Annotated in this window: 25 protein-coding genes; 16 read left to right on the top strand and 9 right to left on the bottom strand. The window is 66.7% G+C overall.

The annotated features are described in order from the left end of the window. Positions 1-13 precede the first annotated feature (13 nt). Positions 14-1,798, top strand: coding sequence for a sensor histidine kinase (locus tag ASE69_RS20755; RefSeq protein WP_200924217.1), 1,785 nt, complete (start codon positions 14-16; stop codon positions 1,796-1,798). Next, positions 1,795-3,120, top strand: a complete 1,326-nt coding sequence (locus ASE69_RS20750; protein ID WP_056491073.1) for a sigma-54-dependent transcriptional regulator — start codon at positions 1,795-1,797, stop codon at positions 3,118-3,120. Before ASE69_RS20755 ends, ASE69_RS20750 begins: the two co-directional genes overlap by 4 nt. Positions 3,121-3,280: 160 nt before the next feature. On the opposite strand, the gene ASE69_RS20745 is transcribed toward ASE69_RS20750, so the two are convergent. The 3 genes from ASE69_RS20745 to ASE69_RS20735 are packed head-to-tail and all read right to left on the bottom strand — an operon-like array spanning position 3,281 to position 6,293. Continuing rightward, the gene (locus ASE69_RS20745) at positions 3,281-4,339 is read right to left on the bottom strand and encodes an AbrB family transcriptional regulator (protein ID WP_056491070.1); all 1,059 of its coding nucleotides are present in this window, start codon (positions 4,337-4,339) and stop codon (positions 3,281-3,283) included. Next, positions 4,336-4,998 (bottom strand): spermidine synthase, encoded by a 663-nt coding sequence (locus tag ASE69_RS20740; protein ID WP_056491067.1) that lies wholly within the window; start codon positions 4,996-4,998, stop codon positions 4,336-4,338. The genes ASE69_RS20745 and ASE69_RS20740 overlap by 4 nt, the downstream gene beginning before the upstream one ends. Next, positions 4,995-6,293, bottom strand: coding sequence for an Hsp70 family protein (locus ASE69_RS20735; protein ID WP_056491166.1), 1,299 nt, complete (start codon positions 6,291-6,293; stop codon positions 4,995-4,997). The genes ASE69_RS20740 and ASE69_RS20735 overlap by 4 nt, the downstream gene beginning before the upstream one ends. A 289-nt stretch (positions 6,294-6,582) precedes the next feature. On the opposite strand from ASE69_RS20735, the gene ASE69_RS20730 reads away from it, so the two are divergent. Then, positions 6,583-8,406 carry a diguanylate cyclase gene (locus ASE69_RS20730; protein ID WP_082453309.1) on the top strand — a complete coding sequence of 608 codons (1,824 nt, stop codon included), beginning with the start codon at positions 6,583-6,585 and terminating at the stop codon, positions 8,404-8,406. A 144-nt stretch (positions 8,407-8,550) separates the two neighbouring features. Here ASE69_RS20730 and ASE69_RS20725 read toward each other — a convergent pair whose 3' ends face one another. Beyond that, entirely contained in the window at positions 8,551-8,904 is a 354-nt protein-coding gene (locus ASE69_RS20725) for a lysozyme inhibitor LprI family protein (RefSeq protein WP_056491063.1), read from the bottom strand. A 147-nt stretch (positions 8,905-9,051) separates the two neighbouring features. Between ASE69_RS20725 and ASE69_RS20720 the strand changes: the two genes are divergently transcribed. The 3 genes from ASE69_RS20720 (at position 9,052) to ASE69_RS20710 (ending at position 10,964) form a co-directional block, all read left to right on the top strand. Next, positions 9,052-9,990, top strand: coding sequence for a Gfo/Idh/MocA family protein (locus ASE69_RS20720; protein WP_056491060.1), 939 nt, complete (start codon positions 9,052-9,054; stop codon positions 9,988-9,990). 218 nt (positions 9,991-10,208) lie between these two features. Next, the gene (locus ASE69_RS20715) at positions 10,209-10,466 is read left to right on the top strand and encodes a hypothetical protein (protein ID WP_056065305.1); all 258 of its coding nucleotides are present in this window, start codon (positions 10,209-10,211) and stop codon (positions 10,464-10,466) included. Between the two features lie 78 nt (positions 10,467-10,544). After that, positions 10,545-10,964 carry a lysozyme inhibitor LprI family protein gene (locus tag ASE69_RS20710; RefSeq protein ID WP_056491054.1) on the top strand — a complete coding sequence of 140 codons (420 nt, stop codon included), beginning with the start codon at positions 10,545-10,547 and terminating at the stop codon, positions 10,962-10,964. Between the two features lie 12 nt (positions 10,965-10,976). Here the strand turns inward: ASE69_RS20710 and ASE69_RS20705 are convergent, their stop codons facing one another. Further along, on the bottom strand, positions 10,977-11,885 hold the full coding sequence (locus ASE69_RS20705) for a LysR family transcriptional regulator (RefSeq protein ID WP_056491051.1): 909 nt from the start codon (positions 11,883-11,885) through the stop codon (positions 10,977-10,979). A gap of 87 nt (positions 11,886-11,972) precedes the next feature. Between ASE69_RS20705 and ASE69_RS20700 the strand changes: the two genes are divergently transcribed. From ASE69_RS20700 to ASE69_RS20660, 9 genes are all read left to right on the top strand, one after another. Then, positions 11,973-13,007: an aldo/keto reductase gene (locus ASE69_RS20700; RefSeq protein ID WP_056491049.1), complete on the top strand. Its 1,035-nt coding sequence runs from the start codon at positions 11,973-11,975 to the stop codon at positions 13,005-13,007. An 11-nt stretch (positions 13,008-13,018) separates the two neighbouring features. Continuing rightward, the gene (locus ASE69_RS20695) at positions 13,019-14,212 is read left to right on the top strand and encodes an MFS transporter (RefSeq protein WP_056491046.1); all 1,194 of its coding nucleotides are present in this window, start codon (positions 13,019-13,021) and stop codon (positions 14,210-14,212) included. A gap of 75 nt (positions 14,213-14,287) precedes the next feature. After that, a complete protein-coding gene (locus ASE69_RS20690; protein ID WP_056491043.1) occupies positions 14,288-15,055 on the top strand; it encodes an SDR family oxidoreductase in 768 nt (255 codons plus the stop codon). A gap of 105 nt (positions 15,056-15,160) precedes the next feature. Then, positions 15,161-15,817: a PepSY-associated TM helix domain-containing protein gene (locus ASE69_RS20685; protein ID WP_056491040.1), complete on the top strand. Its 657-nt coding sequence runs from the start codon at positions 15,161-15,163 to the stop codon at positions 15,815-15,817. 11 nt (positions 15,818-15,828) lie between these two features. Further along, entirely contained in the window at positions 15,829-16,323 is a 495-nt protein-coding gene (locus tag ASE69_RS20680; protein WP_082453308.1) for a DUF2271 domain-containing protein, read from the top strand. Positions 16,324-16,333: 10 nt separating this feature from the next. Continuing rightward, complete coding sequence (locus ASE69_RS20675) at positions 16,334-17,173, top strand: DUF4198 domain-containing protein (protein WP_056491033.1); 840 nt, start codon at positions 16,334-16,336, stop codon at positions 17,171-17,173. 25 nt (positions 17,174-17,198) lie between these two features. Then, positions 17,199-18,170, top strand: coding sequence for an FAD:protein FMN transferase (locus ASE69_RS20670; RefSeq protein WP_235519023.1), 972 nt, complete (start codon positions 17,199-17,201; stop codon positions 18,168-18,170). A 173-nt stretch (positions 18,171-18,343) separates the two neighbouring features. Next, complete coding sequence (locus ASE69_RS20665) at positions 18,344-19,105, top strand: NUDIX hydrolase (protein WP_056491030.1); 762 nt, start codon at positions 18,344-18,346, stop codon at positions 19,103-19,105. Position 19,106: 1 nt separating this feature from the next. Beyond that, a complete protein-coding gene (locus ASE69_RS20660) occupies positions 19,107-19,835 on the top strand; it encodes an extensin family protein (RefSeq protein WP_056491027.1) in 729 nt (242 codons plus the stop codon). 159 nt (positions 19,836-19,994) lie between these two features. On the opposite strand, the gene ASE69_RS20655 is transcribed toward ASE69_RS20660, so the two are convergent. From ASE69_RS20655 to ASE69_RS20640, 4 genes are all read right to left on the bottom strand, one after another. Beyond that, on the bottom strand, positions 19,995-20,549 hold the full coding sequence (locus ASE69_RS20655; RefSeq protein WP_056065323.1) for a hypothetical protein: 555 nt from the start codon (positions 20,547-20,549) through the stop codon (positions 19,995-19,997). A gap of 236 nt (positions 20,550-20,785) precedes the next feature. Then, positions 20,786-21,085: a hypothetical protein gene (locus ASE69_RS20650; RefSeq protein ID WP_056491024.1), complete on the bottom strand. Its 300-nt coding sequence runs from the start codon at positions 21,083-21,085 to the stop codon at positions 20,786-20,788. 181 nt (positions 21,086-21,266) lie between these two features. Further along, the gene (locus ASE69_RS20645; RefSeq protein WP_056491021.1) at positions 21,267-22,046 is read right to left on the bottom strand and encodes a transglutaminase-like domain-containing protein; all 780 of its coding nucleotides are present in this window, start codon (positions 22,044-22,046) and stop codon (positions 21,267-21,269) included. Positions 22,047-22,134: 88 nt separating this feature from the next. Continuing rightward, entirely contained in the window at positions 22,135-22,884 is a 750-nt protein-coding gene (locus ASE69_RS20640) for a Bax inhibitor-1/YccA family protein (protein ID WP_056491018.1), read from the bottom strand. 122 nt (positions 22,885-23,006) lie between these two features. Here ASE69_RS20640 and thpR point away from each other — a divergent pair, with 122 nt between their 5' ends. Further along, positions 23,007-23,564 (top strand): RNA 2',3'-cyclic phosphodiesterase, encoded by a 558-nt coding sequence (gene thpR, locus ASE69_RS20635; RefSeq protein ID WP_056491015.1) that lies wholly within the window; start codon positions 23,007-23,009, stop codon positions 23,562-23,564. The last annotated feature ends 22 nt before the right edge of the window (positions 23,565-23,586 follow it).

The following is a 23,586-nucleotide window of genomic DNA, read 5'->3' as shown; positions in this document are numbered from 1 at the left end:
TAATCCGCACAAAATGATCCGACTCCGATCTCCCCTTTTCATCACGGCGTTGACGGTGCTGATGGCGTTCGCGGCGCTTGGCACGATCGTCGCGGGAGTCGCCTCGATCTACGGCCAGCGCGCCGCCGAAGACGCGCGCGCAGGCGTGCGGATGCGCGCGGTCCAGCAGACGCGGAGCAACCTTCGCCTGCTGGAAGCGGAGTTGCAGACCTATCGCCTGTTGCCGATCATGCTCGGCGAATACCCCGATGTCCGCGCGGCACTCGCGTCGGGCAAGGTCGACCCGGCGCTCAACACCAAGCTCGCGCTGCTGGCCGAACGCACCGGCGCCCCGGTGATCTACGCACTCGACACGCAGGGCATGGCGATCGCCGCCTCGAACGCCGGGCGCCCGGACAGCTTCCTCGGCCACGACTACCGGTTCCGCGACTATTTCACCAAGGCGATGGCCTCCGGCGCGACCGAGTTTTTCGCACTCGGCAGCGTCAGCGGGCGACCGGGCCTGTACCTGTCGCGACGGATCGACCGCGCCGGTCGACCGCTCGGCGTCGTCGTGGTCAAGGTCGAGTTCGAGAAGATCGCGCGGGCGTGGATCCAGGACCGGATGGCGACCTTCGTCACCGATCCCGACGGCGTCATCCTGATCTCCAGCGATCCGAAGCTCGAATTCCGCACCACCCGCCCGCTCTCGCCTTCGCGCCGCGCTGAACTGGTCGAGACGCGCCAGTTCGGGGCATCGCCATTGGCCCCCGCCCTACTCACCCTTGCCGAGGGGGTTTCGCGGCTGCCCGACGGATCGCCTGCGATCACGGTGTCGCTGCCCGTGCCGATCTCGGGCTGGCGGCTGGTGCATATGGAGCCGCTCGACGCCGCCCTGCGCACCGCCGCCGCGCGCACGCGCTGGGCCACCGCGATCGCCGCGATGCTGACGATCGCGGCGATGCTCGGCGCGTGGTGGCTGTACGAACGGCGCAAGCGCAACGTCGGCGCGCGCGCGGAACTGGAGGCGGAAGTCGCCCGCCGCACCGCCGAGCTCCGCGCGACCGCCGACCGCCTCCAGATCGAGGTCGAGCAGCGCGAGGCGTCCGACCAGCGGTTCCGCCAGGCGCGCGAGGAACTGGCGCACGCCAACCGCGTCGGCTCGATCGGCACGATCACCGCCAGCGTCGCGCACGAGATCAACCAGCCCGTCGCCGCGATCCGCACCTTCGCCGACAATGCCGCCGCCTTCCTCGACCGCGGCGAACCCGCGCGCGCGGCAACCAATCTCCAGTCGATCGTCGACCTCACCAGCCGGATCGGCACGATCACCGCGGGCCTCCGCCGTTATGCAAGGCGCGGCGCAGGATCGATCGGCCCCGTCGCGCTCGACGAGGCGATCGACGGCGTCCGCCTGCTGATCGGCGACCGCTTCCGCGCCAAGGGCGTTACGCTCGACCTGCCGAACGGTCCCGAGGCGCGACTGACGGTGATCGCCGGTCGCGTCCGCCTGGAGCAGGTGCTGGTCAACCTCCTCCAGAACGCGCTCGACGCGGTCGCCGACCGCCGCGACGCCCGCGTGAGCGTCACCGTCGGCAGGAAAGGCCGAGATGTCGTGCTGACCGTCGCCGACAACGGCCCCGGCATCGAGCCCGACATCGCCGACCACCTCTTTACCCCGTTCGCGACGAGCAAGAAGGACGGCCTCGGGCTCGGGCTCGGCATCGCGCGCGACATCATGACCGAGTTCGGCGGCACGCTCGACCTCGTCCCTGCTCCAGAAGGCGCCATCTTCCGTATGATCCTGGTGAAGGCATGAGCGAGCAAGCGGTGCTGCTCGTCGACGACGACGACGTGTTGCGTGGGGCGCTTGAGCAATCGTTCGAACTCGCCGGCATCGCGGTGATCGCCGAGCGCGACCCGACCGTGGCGCTCGCCCGCGTGACCGCGGGGTTCGACGGCGCGGTGGTGTCCGACATCCGCATGCCGAAGATGGACGGGCTAGAGCTCTTCCGCCGGATCGCTGCGATCGACCACGAGATCCCGGTGCTGCTGATGACCGGCCACGGCGACGTCGCGATGGCGGTCGCCGCGCTCAAGAACGGCGCGTTCGACTTCATCCCGAAACCCTTCGCGACGGACCATTTGATCGCCGGCGCGCGCCGGGCGCTCGAAATGCGCCGCCTCGTCCTCGACAATCGCCGTCTCCGCGCCGCCGCCGAGGAAACGATCGGCGCCGAACCGCTGATCGGCGAGACCCCGGTCATGGTCCGCCTCCGCGAAACGATGCGCCAGATCGCGCAGGCCGACATCGACGTGCTGGTCGAAGGCGAGACCGGCACCGGCAAGGAACTCGTCGCGGTCCTGCTCCACCGCTGGAGCAACCGCCGCTCGCGTCCGTTCGTCGCGGTCAACTGCGCCGCGCTGCCCGAGGCGGTCGCGGAGATCGAGCTGTTCGGCCACGACGGCGACTCCCGCCTGCCCCGCACCGGCCGGATCGAGGCCTCGAACCGCGGCACGCTGTTCCTCGACGAGATCGAGAGCACACTCCCTGCGTTCCAGGCGAAACTGCTCCGGGTACTTGAGGAGCGCGAGGTGATGCCGGTCGGCGGCGACTTGCCGCGCGCGCTAGACCTACGCGTGATCGCCGCCGCCAAACCGGGCCTTGATCACGCGGTCGAGGAAGGCCGCTTCCGCGCCGACCTGCTGTTCCGGCTAGACGCGGTCCGCCTGCGCATCCCGCCGCTCAGAGAACGACGCGACGATATTCCGCTCCTGTTCGGCCACCTGCTCCATCAGGCGGCAGAGCGGTTCGGCCGCGAGGTGCCGACGATCGACACCGCGACGCTAGCGTATCTCGGCCAGCACGACTGGCCCGGCAACGTTCGCGAACTCGACAACCTCGCCAAGCGTCTCGTGCTCCGAGTCGAGGCGGAAGAGGCGGTCGACGAAGACAGCGACATCCCCCTCCCCGCCCGCGTCGACAAGTTCGAGGAAGCGACGATCCGCGCCGTGCTCCAACAGGTGAGTGGCGACGTGCGGTCTGCGCTGGCCGCGCTCGGCATCCCGCGAAAGACATTCTACGATAAGCTGAAGCGCCACGAGATCGACGTCGAAGCCTACCGCCCGAACAAGGGCTAACTCTCAATCCTCCCCCGCCAGGGGGAGGTGGCACCGAAGGTGACGGAGGGGGAGGACACGGAGCAGTGGTTATCCTGACCTCCCCCTCCGTCTGGCAAGCGCCAGCCACCTCCCCCTGGCGGGGGAGGATCACGAGTTCGCTACGGCTGCAAGCGCAGCGCTAAGTCGGAATAACCGGCGGCGGCACACCGCCCTGCCGCGTGGCCACGAACTTCGCGAGTGGTGGCCCGACCAGCAACACCCCCAGGAACCGCAACACCTGCAACGCCATCACGAACGGCACGTCCACCGGGCTAGACGCCGCGATGATCGCCACAGAGTCCATCCCACCCGGGCTAGTCGCCAGATACGCGGTAACCGGATCAATCCCCCACCACCGCGTCAACGCCGCCGCGATCCCGCCGCAGAACGCAATCAGCAGCGCCACCGACAACAGGATCCGCGGCATCGCCTTCCCCGCCACCCGCAGCGTATCGCGCGTGAACGATAGCCCGATCCGCCACCCGACCACCGCGTAGCTGATTGCGAGCAACCACTGCGGCAAAACCGGCTGCGCAACGCCGGTGACGTTAAGCGCTGCCCCCGCGACCAGCGACCCGAGCAAGGCGCCGGCGGGAAGCTTCAGTACGACCCCCACGGTCGCACCAACACCGGCAATCGCGATCGTCCGCAGCACGGCGACCGGGTCTACGGATGCGAACCAAGTCGCCGCAACATGATGCCCGCTCCCGCCACCGACCATCACCGCCGCCAGCACCGACGCGACCACCGCCACGCTCACCACCCGCGTGTAGGTCATCACCGCGACCAGCCGCGAATCCGCGCCATACGCCTGCGCCATCAACACCATCGCGCTCGCAGCACCCGGCGTCGATCCCCACACCGCGACGGTCCCCGGCAACACCTGCCACCGGCTCAGCAGGTACCCAAGCACGCTGCTCGCCGCGAGCGTGACGAAATTCACCATCAGAAACACCGGCCAGTGATCCGCCACCGTCGCGACGATCCCGGTGGTGATCGACCCCGCGATCAGCGTTCCGACCGCCGCCTGCGCCCCGCGAAACGCCGAAGTCGGCACGCTCAGCGACCACCCCCGCACCGCCAGCACGACCGCCGCGACCATCGGCCCGAGCAGCAACCCCGCAGGCAGCCCGACCAGCTCCAGCAGCCCCGCGATCACCGCCGACAGCGCGATCAAGACGGCCCACCGCCAGATCATGGCTTGGTGGCGAACCAGATCGTGTGCCGCGCGCCGCCCTTCCGCGTCGCCCGCGCCATAACCTCGTCCACCGCGAAACCGGCTTCAGCAAGGCGTGTGGCGAACGGCTTGCTCGGCGCTGACGACCACACGGCGAGCACCCCGCCCGGCTGCAAAGCCTCTCGCGCCAGGGACAATCCGCGCGCGCCGTAAAGCCGGTCATTACCCGGCCGAGAAATCCCGTCCGGGCCGTTATCGACGTCGAGCAGGATCGCGTCCCAATCGCCCTCCGCGATCGCCGCGGCGACATCGCCCTCGAAAATGCGCGTCCGCGGATCGGTCAGGCTGTCCCCGTGCAGCGCGGCCATAGGCCCCCGCGCCCACTGGATCACCGCCGACACGATCTCCGCCACAACTACCTCTGCATCAGGCCCAAGCCGTGCGAGCGCCGCGCGAAGCGTGAACCCCATCCCAAGCCCGCCGATCAGCATCCGCACGCCCGGCCGCCCCCCGATCCGGTCGCAAGCCTGCTCCGCCAGCGCCTCTTCCGATCCGCTCAACCGGCTGTTCATCAACTCGTTCGCACCGAGCATGATCGAAAACTCGGCACCACGCTGGAGCAACCGCAGCTCACCCCCACCCGGCACCTGCGCCGTTCCAAGGAGTACGCGAGGGATCATGCCGACCAAGCCGCGATATCGTCCTGCTCGCCAATCAAGGCCAGCCCATGCGCGATCGACGTCAGTTCGCCGCCGCTCATGATCGCCGCCTCGCCGAACCGCTCGACGAATATCCGGCGGATGCGCGGGATCAGCGACGACCCGCCGGTCAGGAAAACCCGGTCGATCTCGCCGCCACCGACGTTCGCCACCTCCAAAGCCCGGTCGACCGCCGACTCGATCCGCACGACATCATCGGCGATCCACCCCTCGAACTGCGCGCGCGTCACGTCCGCCTCGATCTCAAGCCCCGCACCTGCGAAATGGAAATGCGCGTCCTCGCCACTCGACAGCGCACGCTTGAGCGACCCGACCGCATCGTACAGCGGATAGCCGAGTTCGTTCTCGATCACCGCGATCATCCGCCCGATCGCGTCGGGGTCGACGGCGGTCTTTTGCAACCGCTCCAGCTCGGTCATCGTCTTGCGGTTGCGCATCAGCGCCAGCCTGGACCAGTCCGCGAAATCGGCGAAATACGCGCGCGGAATCTCAAGCTCCTTGCCGAACGACTTGTACGCGCCGCCCTTGCCCAGCATCGGCAGCACCAGCCGGTCGAGGATCCGGTAATCGAACCGATCGCCGGCGATCCCGACACCGGCATGACCCAGCGGCGTACACCGCCGCGCCGCGCCCGGCTCGGCAACGCGCACCACCGAAAAGTCGCTCGTCCCGCCACCGAAATCCGCCACGAGGATCGTCGCCGGCTCGGTCAACCGCGTCGCATAGCTGTAGGCCGCGCCGAGCGGTTCGTAGACGTAGTGGATCTCCGCGCCGAACCCCTTGAACATCGCGTCATACCGCGTCCGCGCCAAGGCCTCGTCGGGCCGGGCGCCAGCATATTCGACCGGGCGACCCACCACGATCCGGTGCGGCCGCGTGTCGAGCTTGCCCCCCGCGTGCGAAATCAGCTTTTCAAGGAACAGCTGGCCCATCTCCTCGAAGCGATAGCGCTTGTCGAAGACCGACGCCTGCTCGAACGTCTTCATCGCCGCGACCGACTTGAACGACTGGATGAACCGGCTGTCGAGCGGATACTCCATATATTCGGCGATCGCCCACGGCCCAGCATCCGACGCGAGCCCCTTGCCGCTGTCGTCCTGCCAGAAGCACAGCGCCGAGCGAAACACCGGGCTCGTTTCGGCAGGAGCGGCGAACGTCACGAGTTCGGGCGTCCCGCCGCGCGTCCCCAGTGCCACGACGCTGTTGGTCGTGCCGAAGTCCAGCCCCAAGGCGGGGCCGCCAGCGTCCGTCTGCATCGCGTCGTCCTTCAATGAACGCGCGCCTATGCCGATGCGGGGGCCGGGATGGCAACCCCATGCGTGCTTCGGCGGACCAGTTGAGCGGGTTTGGTTGAGCTGTGATCTATGACTGGATGACCGCACACAGCGGAAGCCCGCTAGAGAGTCGGTCTCCAGCGGTTTGCCGTTCTCCAAGGGAGCCGTTCGCCCAGATTTTATCGGGCACGCCCCTTTTCCCGCGGACGAAACAAGGCCGGTCCCTCGCAGCGTAACCAAACGCTAAGCTCTTCGGGATAAGCATGCCGCGATGTTCGTATCGCTGACAGCGCGTATCACCGCGATCGGACTCATCGTCCTCCTGGCGTTGGCGTCTTTGGCGGGGCTCCTCGCCGATGCGTCGTATCAGGCCAGCCAGAGCGTTCACTGGGCCGCGCATTCCGCCGGGATCATCGAGACGACCGAGGCGGCGCTGGGCGATCTGCGCGAGGCCGAATCCGGCCAGCGTGGCTTCGTCATCACGCGCGATCCAGCCTATGCTCGGTCGTACGCCGAACGTGTGGATAGCGCTGCCCGAACCATCGCCCGAGTCGTTGAACAGACCGACGACAATCCGCTTCAGCACGCACGGGCGAAGGAAATCGCGTTGCTGATGAAGGAACGCTCCGCCTTTTTGCTGCAACCGTTAAATCTTGCCCGCCGGGGTGATTTTTCCGGCGCGGTCGCGGTCATCGCGAGTGGCCGCGGCCGCGAACTGATGGATGCGATCAGCGTGCGCGCGCAGGGCTTTCTCGACGAGGAACGCGCGCTCCAGTCCACGCGGCAGGACGCGGCGGTTCAGCGGCTGGAGAGCGGCAAGAGATTGGCGATACTCGGCGCGATCGCCGTCGCCCTCGTCGTCGTCGGCAGCTTTGCACTGCTCGTCCGGGCGATCCGCCGCCCGCTGGCGACCATGATGCGAGCGATGACCGCGCTAGGCAGCGGCGAACAGGACGCCCGCATCGATACTGCGATGGGATCGCGCGAATTTGCCCGCCTTGCCGTCGGCTACAATGCGATGGCCGACCGATTAAGGGGTGCCGTCGCAGACCAGGGCACCAGCGAGCGGCAATTGCAGATCGTCAACACCGAACTGGAGCAGAACACGAAGTCGCTTCGCGAACGCGGCGAGGTGATCGAACTGCTCGGCGGCATGGCGCATCGCATGCAGGCCGCGCGCACCGACGACGAGTTGGCGCAGATCATCCGGGTGTTCGTACCACAGGTGCTCCCCGACATTCCCGGCGCGCTGTACGCGCACAACAACTCGCGCAATTGCCTTGTCCCCGTCGCGAGCTGGGGCGGCATCACCGTGCCGATCGAAGGCTTTGCGCCGGAGCGGTGCTGGGCGCTGCGTCGCGGCCAGAGCCACTCCGTCGAAGACCCCAGCCGAGAGATCGTCTGCGGGCATGTCGCGGAGAACGAGGTGTATCATTGCGAACCCCTGCTCGCGGGCGGCGAGGTCATCGGCGTGCTCTATCTCCAGGGACGGATCGGGGCTGAGAACCGCTTCCGGATGAACGTGCTGACCGAGAACATCGCATCCGCGCTGGTCAACCACCGCTTGCAGCGATCGCTGCGCGAGCAGACGATCCGCGATCCGCTCACCAGCCTGTTCAATCGTCGCTACATGGAAGAAACGCTCAAGCTGGAGATCGCCCGATCCTCGCGCGCGGGAACTCCGCTCAGCCTCGTCATGTGCGACATCGATCATTTCAAGCGGTTCAACGACGAGTTCGGCCACGATGCCGGCGACTCAGTGCTGCAGATGGTCGCGGCGGAGATGCGCAGCCGGTTCCGCGACGGCGATGTCATTTGCCGCTTCGGCGGCGAGGAGTTCACGATCATCGCGCCGGGCACGACGGCGGAAGCGCTTGCCGGTCGCGTCGAGACCGTGCGGCGCGCCATTGCGGAACTGGCGGTCCGACACGGCAACCGCACGCTGGGCTCGACCAGCATGTCGTTCGGCATCGCGACCTGGTCCGACGCCATGGACCGGGATGGCGCGACACTCATCCAGGCGGCGGACATGGCATTGTATCAATCCAAGCGTGATGGCCGCAACCGCGCCACCATCAGCATGCAAGCGGCTTGATCCGGCCGTTCGGACCGGTCCCGGCGCGCCGTTGACTTGAACCGCGTCGGATTGAGAACCGGATTGCCCGGATAGAGGATCTCACCGGACTGAAGTCTCTCTCCGACCCCGCTCCGCTTCCAATCGGCTGCGGCAGGAATCACATCAGCGGTAGCGCGCAAGCCACGCGGTGCGCCAGTCAGTCTGCTTCGTCAGGCAGGCGGGATGGTTCAGGCGTTCGATCGTGCCGACGCCGTCGCCTTGATCGATCGGGCAGGCAGCGTCGCGCTGCTTGATCCAGGCGCGCTGCGACATGCGCAATGCGGCGCGACGCGCAGACGGCAACCGTTTCATGGTGGTGCCATAGGTCCTGTTCAGCCGCCCATCGGCCCGCTTGTAATCCGCGCCGAAACAGGCCGCCATCGCTGGGGTGATACCCTGTGCGGCCTCCCCGGTGTTGAGGCAGCGGTCGAGATCAGGCGAGCCAGCTAGGGTGAGGGCAAGTGCTAGGATCAGCATTTCAGGTCTCCTTTGCCTGTCCAACGTCGCAAGGCCGGGTCGGTTCTGTGGCGCCTGCGTAAATCGTCAGCCACGCGGGAGCCACGTATCGGCACGGAGCGCGATTGCGGTATCTACCGCACCGGAATTGACAGTTCGGAGGTCGCGATGCGCGTGTTGGTGACGGGATTGGGCGACATCGCTCACAAGGGATATCTGCCGGTGCTGGCGGCCAACCCCCAACTGGAACTCCATCTGGCGACGCGCGACCAGCGGGTTCTCCGTGAAGCCGGACGTTCGTTCCGCGTGCCTCACCTTCATGCCAGCGTAGAGCATGCATTGGCGGCGGCGACCTTCGACGCGGCGTTCGTCCATGCGGCGACCGGTGCGCATCCGGCGCTCGTTCGCCTGTTGCTGGAGCGGCGTATCCCCACCTTCGTCGACAAGCCGCTCGCCGACAATCTTGCCGAAACCCAAGAACTTGTGGCGCTGGCCGAACGCCAGGAAACGTTGCTGACGGTAGGGTTCAACCGCCGGTTCGCGCCAGACTATGCGGCGCTTCGTGGTACCGGCCCGAGCTTGATCGTCATGGAAAAGCACCGTCACCGACAGGCCGACACCCCGCGCAAAGTGGTGTTCGACGACTTCATCCATGTCGTCGACACGCTGCTGTTTCTGGCACCTGCCCCAATACTGCGCCGCACGATCGAGACTCATCTCGAGCATGGACTGCTGAAGGCGGTGACGCTGATGCTGGCGGGCGACGGCTTTACGGCCATCGGCACGATGCACCGGGATAGCGGACTCGATGAGGAACGACTGGACGTGATCGGTAACGGCGTGCGGCAGTCGGTGCGGAACATGTCGGAACTGGTGCGCTCGGCAGGTACGGAGTGCCACCACCGGCGCGGTGACTGGACCTCCGTCGGCCGTCAGCGTGGGTTCGAAGCGATGTGCGCCGACTTTCTGACGGCAGCACGCGCGGGCCGTACCACCCCGGCCGCAGACATTCTGGCGACACACGCGCTCTGCGAAGCCATCACCGTCCATGCGGATGCGCCCGGGAGAGCCGACCAATCATCTTATGAAGATATTTCAGGTAATTAGGACGAGATCTCCGATACATACGCACTATAATACAAGTACATCAAAACCAAATCGGCTGAGTTTCAGCGTCGAATTCTTCTCATCGTAAGCAACCAATCCGCTTCGATACAGGACACCATTATCCGTCCGATCCGGACATGTTATCCTCAGGAACCCACTCGGTCTGGAATCGTTGGTGCCCCGCAGCCGCAACGGCTGTTCCATGAGAAGAGTGACTTATGATTAAAACTTTGATTCTCGGCGCGTCCGCCGTCGCCATGACTGCCCTGCCAGTTGCGGCCAGCGCCGCGCCTGTCGCCAATTCGGCACAGTCGCTTTCGGTCGCGTCGCCGGTTCGTGCGGGCACGTCGTCGAAGAAGGCAAGCAATCTCACCGGCGTGAGCATTGTTCCGCTGATCATCGGCGTCGGCATCGTCGCTGGTGTGACGTACCTGATCGTCGACCATGAAGACGACAACAACTCCGACAGCAACTAAGTGAAATGGGTCGGGTAACACCGGCCCATTTTTCTATCGAACAGATTGCCGCGGATCGAGCCGCATCGAGGCGAACTAATGACCCGCGCATGGCTTCTCCTGACGCTGCTGGCATCGCCCGCCCACCTTGCCGCAATGCCGTCGGCCGATCCTACCGGCACCAGCTTGGCGCGTTGTTTGGAGCGCGAAGCCAACGCCTCCACCGCCGGCCAGACCGAATGCCAGACTACAGCGCTGCGCGACTATGATCGGCGCATGAACCTTGCGTACGCGGCACTGCTGCGGCGGCTCTCTGCCCCGGCAGCGCAATCTCTGCGCCAATCGCAAAGGGCCTGGATCACCTTCCGGGATGCCGAGGACAGGGCGCGAAATGCGCTCTACGCCACCCGCCGCGGCACGATGTACGTTCCGATGGAGGCGGCCGCCGGGACAATCCTGACGCGAGACCGCGCGCTGCAACTGGAAGGCTATGCGCGCATACTCTCGATCGAGCGCTGACCGTCCGATCGCCTAGTTGGCCAGCCGGGCGACGAGGAAGTCGACGAACACGCGCACGCGCGCCGGTGTGTTCGTGCCGCCGACGAACACCGCGTGGATCTGCTCGGCATCGCCTGGATTGAAGTCCTCCAGTACGGGTACGAGCCGTCCCGCGGCGATGTCGTCGACGACGCTGAATGCCCCGACACGCGCGATCCCGACGGCTGCACATGCGAGCTGACCCAGCGTTTCGCCGTTGTTCGCCTCGATATTGCCCTTCACCGCCAACGCGATGTCCTGCCCCTCGCGGCGGAATGGCCAAACCGGTTCGACGCGGCGAAAGTTGAAGTTCAGGCAATTATGCGCGTGCAGGTCTTCGGGGACCGTCGGCGTCCCGCACCGTGCGAGATAGTCGGGCGCCGCGACGATGACGCGCCCGCTTTCGCCCAGTTTGCGGGCGGTCAGCAGGCTGTCGGCCAGCGGACCGAAGCGCACCGCGACGTCCGCCTGCCCGCCCGCGACATCGACGAGCGTATCGGTCAGTGCGAAATCGACCAGGATATGCGGATACGAACGTGCAAACTCGCCCAGCAACGGCACGATGCACAACCGCCCATGCGATAGCGCGGCGCTGATCCGCAGCCGCCCGCGCGGCGCACCTTGATCGGCGATCTGTTGCTCCGCGTCGTCCAGGTCGGCGAGGATCCGACGCGCGGTCTGCAGATAGACCTGCCCCTCGACGGTCGGCGTCAGGGCCCGCGTCGAGCGTAGCAGCAACCGCACGCCAAGCCGTGTTTCGATCCGGTCGATCGACCGCGCCACCGCCGATGGCGTCAGCCCCAGCGCGCGCCCAGCCCCCGAGAAACTGCCCTCGCGCATCACCGTCGCGAAGATCTCCAGCGCACGGGCCCGGTCGGCGCCTATCCCGATCTTTGCGTCCACGTCACAAATCCTTCGCCGTCACATCGTCTAATAAGGGGGCACCATACCGTCCATCTATGCACCAACGCGAACATCGGGGATACGCACATGGACTGTCGGCAATTGGGATCATCGGGCTTGCGTGTTCCCGTGTTGAGCTTCGGCACCGCGACCTTCGGCGGCACCGGGCCGTTGTTCGGCGCGTGGGGACGCAGCGACGAGACCGAAGCACGACGGCTGGTCGATGTCTGCCTGGAGGCGGGCGTGACATTGTTCGACACCGCCGACGTCTATTCCAACGGCGCCTCGGAGTCCGTGCTCGGCGCGGCGATCAGGGGGCGGCGCGACCGGGTGTTGATCTCGACCAAGACCGGCCTGCCGATGGGTGACGGCCCGCAGGACTGGGGCGCGTCGCGGTCGCGACTGATCCGCGCGGTCGAGGATTCGTTGCGCCGGTTAGGGACCGATCACGTCGACCTTCTCCAGCTTCACGCCTTCGATGCATCGACCCCGACGGAGGAGGTGATGGGCACGCTCGACATGCTGATCGCTGCGGGCAAAGTCCGCTATGCGGGCGTATCCAACTATCCCGGCTGGCAGGTGATGAAGGCGCAAGGCATCGCCGACCGCCACGGCTCGCCGCGGCTAGTCGCGCACCAGGTCTATTACTCGCTGATCGGTCGCGCGTACGAGGCAGACCTGATGCCGGTCGGCGCGGATCAGGGAGTCGGCGCGCTGGTGTGGAGCCCGCTTGGCTGGGGTCGCCTGACCGGCAAGATCGGGCGCGACCGGCCGATCCCCGCGGGCAGCCGCCTGCACGATACCGAACAATTCGCACCGCCGGTCGAGGCCGAGCACCTCTACCGCGTGATCGACGCGCTCGAGGCGGTCGCGGCGGAGACGGACAAGACCGTGCCGCAGGTCGCGATCAACTGGCTGTTGCGCCGCCCGACCGTATCGTCCGTCATCATCGGCGCACGCAACGAAGCCCAGTTGCGCGACAATCTGGGGGCGGTCGGCTGGGAACTGATGGCGGCGCAGGTCGCTATGCTCGATACGGCCAGCGATGTGCTGCCACCCTACCCCCATACGCCCTATCGCCAGCAAGAGGGTTTCGCCCGGCTGAACCCTGCGCTGGTCTGAGGAACGACATCATGAAACTCAATCCCGGCCTGCTGGCCCTCGCCGTCGGCGCGTTCGGCATCGGCGTGACCGAATTTGCGCCGATGGGCCTGCTTCCCGTCATCGCGACCGATCTCGGCGTGTCGATCCCGACCGCGGGGTTGCTGATCAGCGCCTATGCGCTCGGCGTCGTCATTGGTGCGCCATTGATGACGTTGACCACCGGGCGGGTGCCGCGGCGGACGTTGCTGATCGCACTCGCCGGTATCTTCACCATCGGCAACCTGCTCGCGGCGGTATCGACCGGCTACGGCATGCTGATGGCCGCACGGATCCTGACCTCGTTCAACCACGGCGCGTTCTTCGGCGTCGGGTCGATCGTCGCGGCCAGCCTCGTGCCGGCGGAACGGCGCGCCGGCGCAGTGGCGGCGATGTTCATGGGGCTGACGATCGCGAACGTCGTCGGCGTGCCGCTCGCGACCTGGGCAGGCGACCATCTCGGCTGGCGCGCGTCGTTCTGGGGCATATCGGCGCTCGGCGTGGCGACGATGGCGGCGCTGCGGCTGACGCTGCCGGCTTTGCCTGCGCCCGAGGGCAGCGATGCGATGGCGGAACTGCGCGTACTGACACGGGGCCCCGTGCTCGGCGCGCTGGGCCTGACCGTGGTGGGCGCGAGCGCGATGTTCACCGTGTTCACCTACATCACGCCGATCTTGCGCGAAGTGACCCACGCCTCGCTCGGCTACATTACCGCGATGCTGGTGACCTACGGCCTGGGGCTGACGCTCGGCAACTGGCTCGGCGGCCGTTTCGCCGATCGCTCGGTCGACAAGACGTTGATCATCACGCTCGCCTCCCTGACGGCAATCTTGATCGTGTTCGCACTGCTGATGCCGTTCAAGATTCCGACCGCGATCCTCATCTTCCTCTGGGGTATCGCGAGTTTCGCGCTCGTTCCGCCGCTGCAGATCCGCGTAATGCATGCCGCGGCGGACGCGCCCAACCTTGCATCCGCGATGAACATCGGTGCGTTCAACCTGGGCAACGCGATCGGCGCGGCGGTCGGCGGTGGCGTGATCGCGGCAGGGTTCGGGTATCCGGCGGTGGCGATGGCGGGTGCCGTCTCGTCGGCTCTCGGGCTGATCGCGGTGGTCGTCAGCGTTCGTAGGGTTGCCACGCGCAGTCGCCGCCATCCTGCGTCGGTGGGCACGGTCGAGGCTATGTAGAAGCCGACCCCTGATCGATGGGGACCGAACGCGCATCGCCTGCGTTGTACGGCCGCTATCATCAGGAGACGCACCATGAACCCAACCGGCAACACTATCCTCATCACCGGCGGCGGGTCGGGTATTGGCGCCGCGCTGGCGCAGCGTCTCCACGATGCGGGCAACGCGATAATCGTTGCCGGCCGACGTCAGGAAGCGCTCGACGAGGCGATCGCAGGGCGCGAGAACATGAGTGCGATGACGCTCGACATCGACGACCCCGCCGCGATCGAGGACTTTGCCAAGCGCGTCGTCGCTGAACATCCCGCGCTCAACGTACTCGTCAACAATGCCGGCATCATGAAGCTGGAGGACGCCGCGACCCGCCGTGATCTGACCGATGCGGAGGCGACGATCGTCACCAATCTGCTGGGTCCGATCCGACTGACCAACGCGCTGGTCGATTATCTTGCAGCGCAATCCGGCGGCACGATCGTCAACCTGACGTCCGGGCTCGCCTATGTCCCGCTGACCGCCGCCCCCACGTATTCGGCGACCAAGGCGGCGATCCATTCCTACACCGTGTCCCTGCGTCGCGTTCTGGACGGCAAGGTCGAGGTGATCGAGATCGCCCCCCCCGGCGTGCAGACCGGCCTTACCCCCGGGCAGGAAACGCGTCCCGGCTATATGCCGCTGGAGGCGTTTGCGGATGAGGTCATGACGCTCTGGAAGCAGCAGCCGACGCCTAACGAAATACTCGTCGAACGTGTTCGGCCGTTGCGCAATGCCGAAGCCGATCATCGCTTTCCGGAAGCCGTCGTGCAGTTGAACGAAATGGCCGAACGCGCGCGCCGCGGGGGCTGATCGCTGGTGCCTCGACGTACGAAACGTCGAGGCTCTACCCGCCTTTTCTGCTAACTATTCTCAATAGCCTTGATCTGCCTGTCGCGAGCCGATAGGCGGACGACTGTGAACGCCTCCCAAACTTCCCCGTCGCCCGCGACGATCGCCAAGCGCAAACGCAAGTGGCGAAGCTGGTGGCTCAAGCAATTGCACAGCTGGCACTGGATCAGCGCGGCGCTGTCGCTGACCGCGATGCTGCTGTTCGCGATCACCGGCATCACGCTGAACCATGCGGCGACGATCGGTGCCAAACCGGTCGTCGTGGAGAAAAGCGGCACGTTACCGCGCTCGCTGCTCCACATGCTGAGCGCACCGCATACCGCCGACGCGCCGCTTCCCGTTCCCGTCGCTAAGGCGGTCGTCACCGCGGTCGGGCTCGATCCCGCCGGCAAGCCCGTCGAATGGTCCGATAGCGACGCCTATGTCGCCTTGCCCCGCCCCGGCGGCGACGGCTGGGTCAGCATTGCGCGCGCGACCGGCGCGATCACCGCGGAAACCACCGATCGTGGCTGGATCTCGTATCTGAACGACCTGCACAAGGGTCGAAACGCGGGCGCGGCGTGGTTCTGGTTCATCGACGTCTTCGCAGGCGCGTGCATCCTCTTCACGCTCACCGGGCTGCTGTTGCTGCAACTCCACGCGCGGCACCGGCCCTCGACCTGGCCGATCGTCGCGGCCGGGCTCGCACTTCCCGTCTTGCTCGCCATCCTGTTCATCCATTGAGGGGTTTAGCCATGCGTCCTACCGCGTTCCTGTTGCTCGGCGGGGCGATCACCGCGCCTGCCCTGTTGTCACCTGCGGTTGCAGCGCCGCCCGGTGCCGTGACGATCACGATCCCGCGGCTCGACGTCGCGGAATATCATCGTCCCTATGTCGCGGTATGGCTGGAGCCGGTCGGTGGCGGCGCGCCGCGGACGCTGGCGGTCTGGTATGATCTCAAGAAGCGCGGCAACGATCCCGGTACCAAATGGCTCGCGGACCTGCGCGCGTGGTGGCGCAAGGGCGGCCGCAGCATGACGATGCCCGCCGACGGCGTCAGCGGCGCGACGCGGACGCCGGGCCAGTACACCATCCCCCTGCCCGCCGACGTCAAGCCCGGCCAGTATGTCCTCAACGTCGAGGCTGCGCGCGAGACCGGTGGTCGCGAACTCGTCTCCGTACCGCTTACCGCCGGAGCCCGCACCACGGGTAAGACCGAGCTCGGCGCCGTCGCCATCTCCGCCCGCTAAGGATCACAGCATGAAGCCTTTTGTTGCACGCCTGATGGCCGCCGCCGCGCTGTTGTCGATCCCCGCCGCGCTGTCGGCGCACCGTATGTGGCTGTTGCCGTCGGCCACCGTGTTCTCGGGGACCGATGGCTGGGTGACGGTCGACGCCGCCGTCTCGAACGACCTGTTCTTCTTCGATCACCAGCCGCTCCGCCTCGATGGCATGAAGGTGTGGCAGCCCGACGGTAGCGAAGGCGCACTGCAGAACGGCGCAACCGGGCGCTATCGCTCGGTATTCGACGTGAAGCTCGACAAGCCCGGCACGTGGAAGATCGGCACGCAGATGTCCGCCGTCATGGGCAGCTTCAAGGTCGATGGCGTCGAGAAGCGCCTCGGCGGTCGTCGTGGTCCGCCGCAGCCGAACGCCCCCGCCCCGCTGACCGTCGCCGACATACCCGCCAACGCGACCGACGTGAAGGTCACCGAGGTGTCGGGCCGCAACGAGATCTTCGTGACCGCCGGCGCGCCGACCACCACCGTCTTCAAGCCGACCGGCAAGGGCCTCGAGTTCGCACCGATCACGCACCCCGACGAACTGGTCGCGGGCGAGACCGCCAAGTTCCGCTTCCTGGTCGACGGCAAACCCGCCCCCAACGTGAAGATCACGGTCATCCCCGGCGGCAAGCGCTACCGCAACGACGAGGGCGGACGCGAGCTGGCCACCGGGGCGGACGGCGTGCTCAGCGTCTCATGGCCGACCGCCGGGATGTACTGGCTCAACGCGACGCTGACCGACGCCAAGGCAACCACCCCGCGCGCGACCGAGCGCCGGATGAGCTACGTCACGACGCTCGAAGTGCTCACGCCCTGAGGCGTCCGGGTGTGAGTTTGGCGGCATGAGGATCGCGCTGCCACCGACGATCGACGCCGCGGCGTTCGGGGGGCGCGATCCGTCGGCGGTGGTGCTCGATCTACACGGCGAGACGATGGGGACGTCGTGGTGCGTGCGCTTCGCCGCGCCCGCCGGCACCGATCCGTCGTCGATCCGCGCCGCGATCGTCGCGCGGCTGGCCGGGCTCGTCGCGGAGATGAGCCACTGGGCACCGGACTCGCTCCTGTCCCGCTTCAACCGGTCGCCGAGCGGCACCTGGACGACGCTCCCACGCGACTTCGCACACGTCATGACGCGCGGCCTGGCGATCGCCAAGATAACCGGCGGCGCGTTCGATCCGGCGATCGGCAAGCTCGTCGATGCCTGGGGTTTCGGTCCCGTCCCCGTCGCCTGCCCCCCGAGCACACCCGAAATCGAGACGGCGCGCGCGACATCGGGCTGGTCCCGACTGTCGTTCGCCGCCACCGGCGCGCACCTCCGCCAACCCGGCGGCACCGCGCTCGACCTGTCGGGGATCGCCAAGGGCCACGCGGTCGACGCCATCGCCGACCTGCTGCACGACGTCGGCATCGCCAACGCGCTGATCGAGATCGGTGGCGAACTCGTCGGTCGCGGGATCAAGCCGGACGGCGATCCCTGGTGGGTCGACCTCGAAAGCCCCCCAGGGCTGACACTCCCCCCGCTTCGGATCGCGCTCCACGGCCAAGCGGTGGCAACCTCCGGCGACTACCGCCGCGGCGCTCACACGCTAGATCCACGCACCGGACGCCCGATCGAAACGCACGTCGTATCCACCAGCGTTATCCACCACACCGCGCTCGACGCCGACGCCTGGGCAACCGCACTCACCGTGCTGGGGCCGGACGGCCTCGACCTCGCGCACAATCACGGCATCGCCGCCCGCCTCGTCACCGAAATCGGCGGAATTGCGCGCGAATACCTGACTCCCGCACTCGCCGCGATGCTCGCAGACTGACGGCTGACAACCGAGCGTCTCCCTGTTTCCCCGCGAAGGCGGGGACCCAGACTGGACTCCCGCCTTCGCGGGAAAACAAGGTTAACCGCGCCGGATCGCATGTATCCCTAGCCCCGAAACGCCAACGCCCCCACGACGCTACCCGATCCCGCCCTCGCGCGTTACCAAAGCCAATGACCGACGCGCTTCCCCCCGCCATCCCCGCCGCGACGCTCGTCATCTTCCGCGACACGGCAGCCAGCCCTCCCGAACTGCTGATGGTCGAGCGTGCGAAGGCGATGGCGTTCGCGGGCGGCGCACTGGTATTCCCCGGCGGCCGCGTCGATCCCGGCGACCACGCGCTGGCCGCGGTACTAGGCTCGCCCAACAACGAAACCGCTGCACGCATCGCCGCGATCCGCGAAACGATCGAGGAGGCTGGGCTGCCGATCGGCCTGTCACCGATGCCTTCTACGCAGGCCTTTGAGCGGTTGCGCGCCGCCCTCCACGCCGGCACCGCGTTCGGCGAGGCGTTAGCGGAAGCGGGCACATCCCTCGATCTCGAAACACTCAAGTATTTCGCCCGCTGGCGGCCAGCACACGCCCATGCGCGCATCTTCGACACGCGCTTCTATCTCGCCCGCCTGCCCGCCCAGGCCCCTGCGGCGCGGGTCGACGAAACCGAAAACGTCCGCCTGTTCTGGGCAACCGCCGCGCACATTCTCGCCGAGACTGACGCCGGACGCGCGACGATCATCTTCCCGACCCGCCGCAATCTCGAACGTCTCGCACAGTTCGCCGATTTCGACGCCGCGGTCGCTAACGCGCGCGCGCATCCGATCCGCACCGTCACGCCGTGGACCGAGATACGCGACAGCGTCGAGCATCTCTGCATCCCCGATGACCTTGGCTATCCGATAACGTCGGAGCCGATGTCGGACGCGGTGCGCGGCTGACATGCGCGCCGTGCGAAGGACGATCGGGTGGCTGGTCGCGCTGGCCATCACCGCGACGCTGGCGCTGATGCTGTGGGCGAGCCTGCGCGGACGGCTACAGGACGTACCTTGGGCGCCGCTTGATCTCGGTCAGCCGATCGGGCTGTTCACGGGCCGCAAGCTCACCGCACTGACCGAGGATTTTCCGCATTGCCGCGCGCTGCTCGGCCGCGCCGGCGTCCGCTACACCGTCCTGCCGCCGCGCAAGGGCGACGGGCAGTGCGGCTATGCAGACGGCGTGCGCCTGACCGGCGGTGCTCGAAAGATCGCCTTCGCACCTGCCGGGTTGGGCGTCGCCTGTCCGGTCGCCGCGGCGCTGGCGATGTGGGAATGGGACATCGTCCAGCCTGCCGCCGAACGGCACTTCGGCGCACGCGTCGCGACGATCGATCATTTCGGCAGCTATAGTTGCCGCCGCATCGCCGGCAGCCATTCGAGCAACTGGAGCGAACACGCGACCGCCGACGCGGTCGACATCGCCGGTTTCCGCCTGACCGACGGTACCCGCGTCACCGTCGCGCGAGACTGGAAGGGCGACGATCCCAAAGCCGCATTCCTCGGCGAGGTCCGCGACGGCGCATGTCAGCTGTTCGCGACGACGCTGTCCCCCGACTACAACGCCGCGCATGCCGACCACCTGCATCTCGACCAGGCGAACCGTGGGTCGATGGGATGGCGTGCGTGTCGGTGATCCGATCCGCCTCGTTACCCCCCCGTCGACGGCCGGGGTCCAATTGGCAGACCTCGCTAAACGAAGGGGTGCGCATCGTTACTGCGACCTCTCCAATTGGGCCCCGGCCTTCGCCGGGGGGATAACGCCCTGGCAGTCCGCCTCGCTAACCGCGAGATTTCAGCTCGCCAAGGTCGTCCCCGAATCCACCTTCTCGACCCAGTACGGAAAAAACGCCGGCTGACGGTTGGACCAACCCGACGCAGTCGCGGCCGCCTCGCTGATCGACTGGAGCAGCTTCCGCCGCAGTTCCGGATGCAGATGCGGCAACGCCGCCGCCGCGCAGAACGCCGAGGGCAGCCAGGGCCGGACCTCCGCGCCGATCAACCGCTCGTACAGGAACCGCAACGCCGAGAAACTCGTCAGCCGCCCCTGCCCCAGGTCGAACGCGACCAACGTCATCAACGGCGCCAGGAACGGCTCGATCGCATCCAGACCACTATCGTCCGGCACCATCGCGCGCAGATCGGGAAGGTTGTTATAGAGCCGCGCCTGCGCCCGGATGCTCGCCGCCTCGACGACGTCGCGCGACCAGCGCTGCATCGCGTCCTCGCGGTCCAGGCCTACATCGAGCGAACGCCGGATATACCGCTGCGTCGAACTCGGAAAAGCCGCGAACTCCTTCATCTCGGCGAGGGTCATCGACCCCTGTGCCGGTTTCATTCTGGAAGCCATGTCGTCACCCCGCTCTCGTCAAGGAACCGGCAGACTATGCGCTCGGATGGTTAACAACGACCCTATCGCGCGTCATCTTTCCGTAACACCAAGCGACCATGAAAGCTGTTGCGCTGCAACAAGGCTGCGACGAACCGAACGAAACTAAGCAATTTGATCGTCTTGCGAGGCGTTTGGGCAACAAAAAGGCGCCGATCGTTGCCGACCGACGCCCGTTCGTTGAGCAGATGCGAGTGTTACGTCTGCTTTTCGCGCAGCGCCCGCTCGGCATCTTCGTCATAACCCGACGACTTCGCCGGCTCGGTGCCAGAGCCCGGCTGCGTGGCCGAAATCGGATCGCTGCCGTCCATCGACTCGTCGAGCCCGTTGTCAAGACGCGCATCGGCGCTGTCGGGATTCTTCTGCAGGCGCTTGCCGATCGACTTGTCCTGGCCCGCTTCCTGGCGCGGGTCGCGGCCTGAGCTCTTGCCCTCGGCATCCTTGTCGTCGGGCGCTACGGACAGGCTATCCAGCGCGCTCTTGTCTATGTCGGTCATTGCGACGTCCCTTTTTAATCTTGGCGATGACCAACGGTCGACGGGGCGGAGCGTTCCGCTACCTGCGCCCCTCCCTGGAAGGGAGGGGTCGGGGGTGGGTCGGCCCACTTTAGTCGAAAGCCAGCCAACGCGGAACCCGACCCACCCCCTGCCCCCTCCCTTTCAGGGAGGGGAGAACAACTCAATCGAGCGGTGTCACCTTGACCGTCTGCTCCCACAGATAGGCCTGCCCGAACACCGTCATGAACGCGATGTCGGTCGCATCGCGCCCGACGCAGACCCGCGCGATATCGCTGCACGTCGCCATCTTGGTCGCATCGATCAGCCGCCAGTCCCCTGCCAGCCAAAGCTCCGCGACCGCGTGGAAGTCGGGCGGATCGACGCCCGGCGCATAGGCCGACACGCACCGCGCCGGGATCCCGCCCGCGCGCGCCAGCGATACCAGCAGATGCGAATAATCCCGACACACGCCCGACCGCGACGCAAACGTATCGAGCGCCGTTGTCTCGCCACTGCTCGATCCACAGCGGTAGTCGAGCGACTGATACACCCACTCGGTGAGCGCCGCCGCGAGCGGACCACCTTCCAGCCCGCCGAACTCGCGCGCGACGAAGCCCTCGAACCGGTCAGAGGGACAATAGCGGCTCGGCATAAGATACGGTGTCAGTTCGCCATCGAGCATTCGCGGCGGCGTTGCCGGATATAGCTCGAGCTGCACCCGCTCGCGATTTACGGCGACGATGGCCTTATACTCGGCCGTGAACCGCCCGTGCCCACGAGACCAGCAACGTTGCCCGATCCCATCCTCGCCGCGCACCGCCCGGATCGGGCTGTCCGACCACAAGGTAAGGGACTCGGACTCGATCGTCTGGTCGGCCATCGCCGCCGCCTCGATCTGGAGGAGCACATCGGCATCCCCCGTGATCCCGTAATCCAGACGCACGTCGATCGAGAGCCGCATTGCGCGTCCCATTCCTGTCCCGAGGCCAAAAGAAAAGGGCCCGGCGGTGTCCCGCCGAGCCCTGCGTTCGTCACACCCTTAGCGGGAGTTAGTTGCGGCTGCTACCAAACAGACGCAGCACGAACATGAACATGTTGATGAAGTCGAGGTACAGGCTCAGCGCCGACATGATGACGACCTTGCCGACCATGTCCGTGCCAGCGACCTGCGCATACAGCGCCTTGGTACGCTGCGTGTCGTAGGCGGTAAGGCCCGCGAACAGCAGCACGCCGACGCCGCTGATGACCAGCTGCATCACGCCCGACTGCAGGAACATGTTGATCAGGCTCGCGACCAGCAGGCCGACGACACCGATGATCAGGAACGTCCCGAACGCCGACAGGTCGCGCTTGGTGGTGTAGCCGTACAGGCTGAGACCAGCGAAACCGGCTGCGGTGGCGAAGAACGCACCCGCGATCGACGTGCCGCTATAGACCAGGAAAATCGTCGACATCGACAGGCCCATCAGGACGGCAAAGCCCCAGAAGAGCATCTGCATCGTGCCCGTCGACATCCGGTTCTGGCCGAAGCTCATGCCAAACACGATCGCGAGCGGCGAGAACATGATGACGTACTTCAGGATGCCACCGCTCATGAACACCTGTGCGGCGGGCGACTCTGCGCCGCCCCATGCGAACAGCATCGCGACGATGCCCGTCAGCAGGACAGCTGAGCCCATGTAGTTATACACGGACAGCATGTACGACCGGAGACCAGCGTCATAGGCCTCGGTACGCTGGCCCGTGGCCGTCGTTCCGAACGGCGCGGCGCGGAGCCGGGGGTCAGACCAATTAGCCATTGTAAAATCAGCTCCTTTGTCCGGCATGGTGCCGGTTACGGTGAATATCGTCTTTTACAGGACGCTTTTCAAGCAGAGTGGTTGCATCGGCACAGTGGTTCGCGGTTAACCTGCCGCAATCCATGATCCGCCTTTTCGTCGCCCTCCGCCCGCCGCCCGCTATCCGTCAGAGCTTGCTCGACATAATGGAGGGCGTGCCCTCCGCGCGCTGGCAGGACGAGGAACAGCTGCACGTGACGCTCCGCTTCATCGGCGAGGTCGAACGACCGGTCGCGGAGGACGTCGCGGTTGCGCTGAGCCAGATCGTCGCCCCAGTACCACGAGTGTCGCTCACCGGAGTCGGCCGCTTCGAGAAGCGCGGACGGACCGATACGCTCTGGGCCGGCGTAACGCCCCCCGACGCGCTCGCCGCGCTCCACCGCAAGGTCGACCAGGCGTGCGTTCGTGCCGGCCTCCCGCCCGAACATCGTGCCTATCTCCCGCACATCACCGTCGCGCGGCTGGCACGGGCGGCGGGCGTCGCGTTCGCGATCGAGGACTGGCTGGCGACGCATGCCGCGCTGTCGAGCGCGCCCTTCCCGCTACCCCATCTCGTGCTGTACCAGAGCCATCTCGGCCGCGACGGCGCAACGTACGAACCGGTCGCGCGCTGGGCGCTCGATAGCGGGGGTGGAACCTGAGCCACGGCGGAGGGTTCGCCCA

It is taken from the genome of Sphingomonas sp. Leaf208 (assembly GCF_001421415.1).
In the GTDB taxonomy this organism is placed as follows: Bacteria; Pseudomonadota; Alphaproteobacteria; order Sphingomonadales; family Sphingomonadaceae; genus Sphingomonas.
Note: the sequence above shows the minus strand (reverse complement) of the source record. Positions and strands in the feature narration are given on the sequence as shown.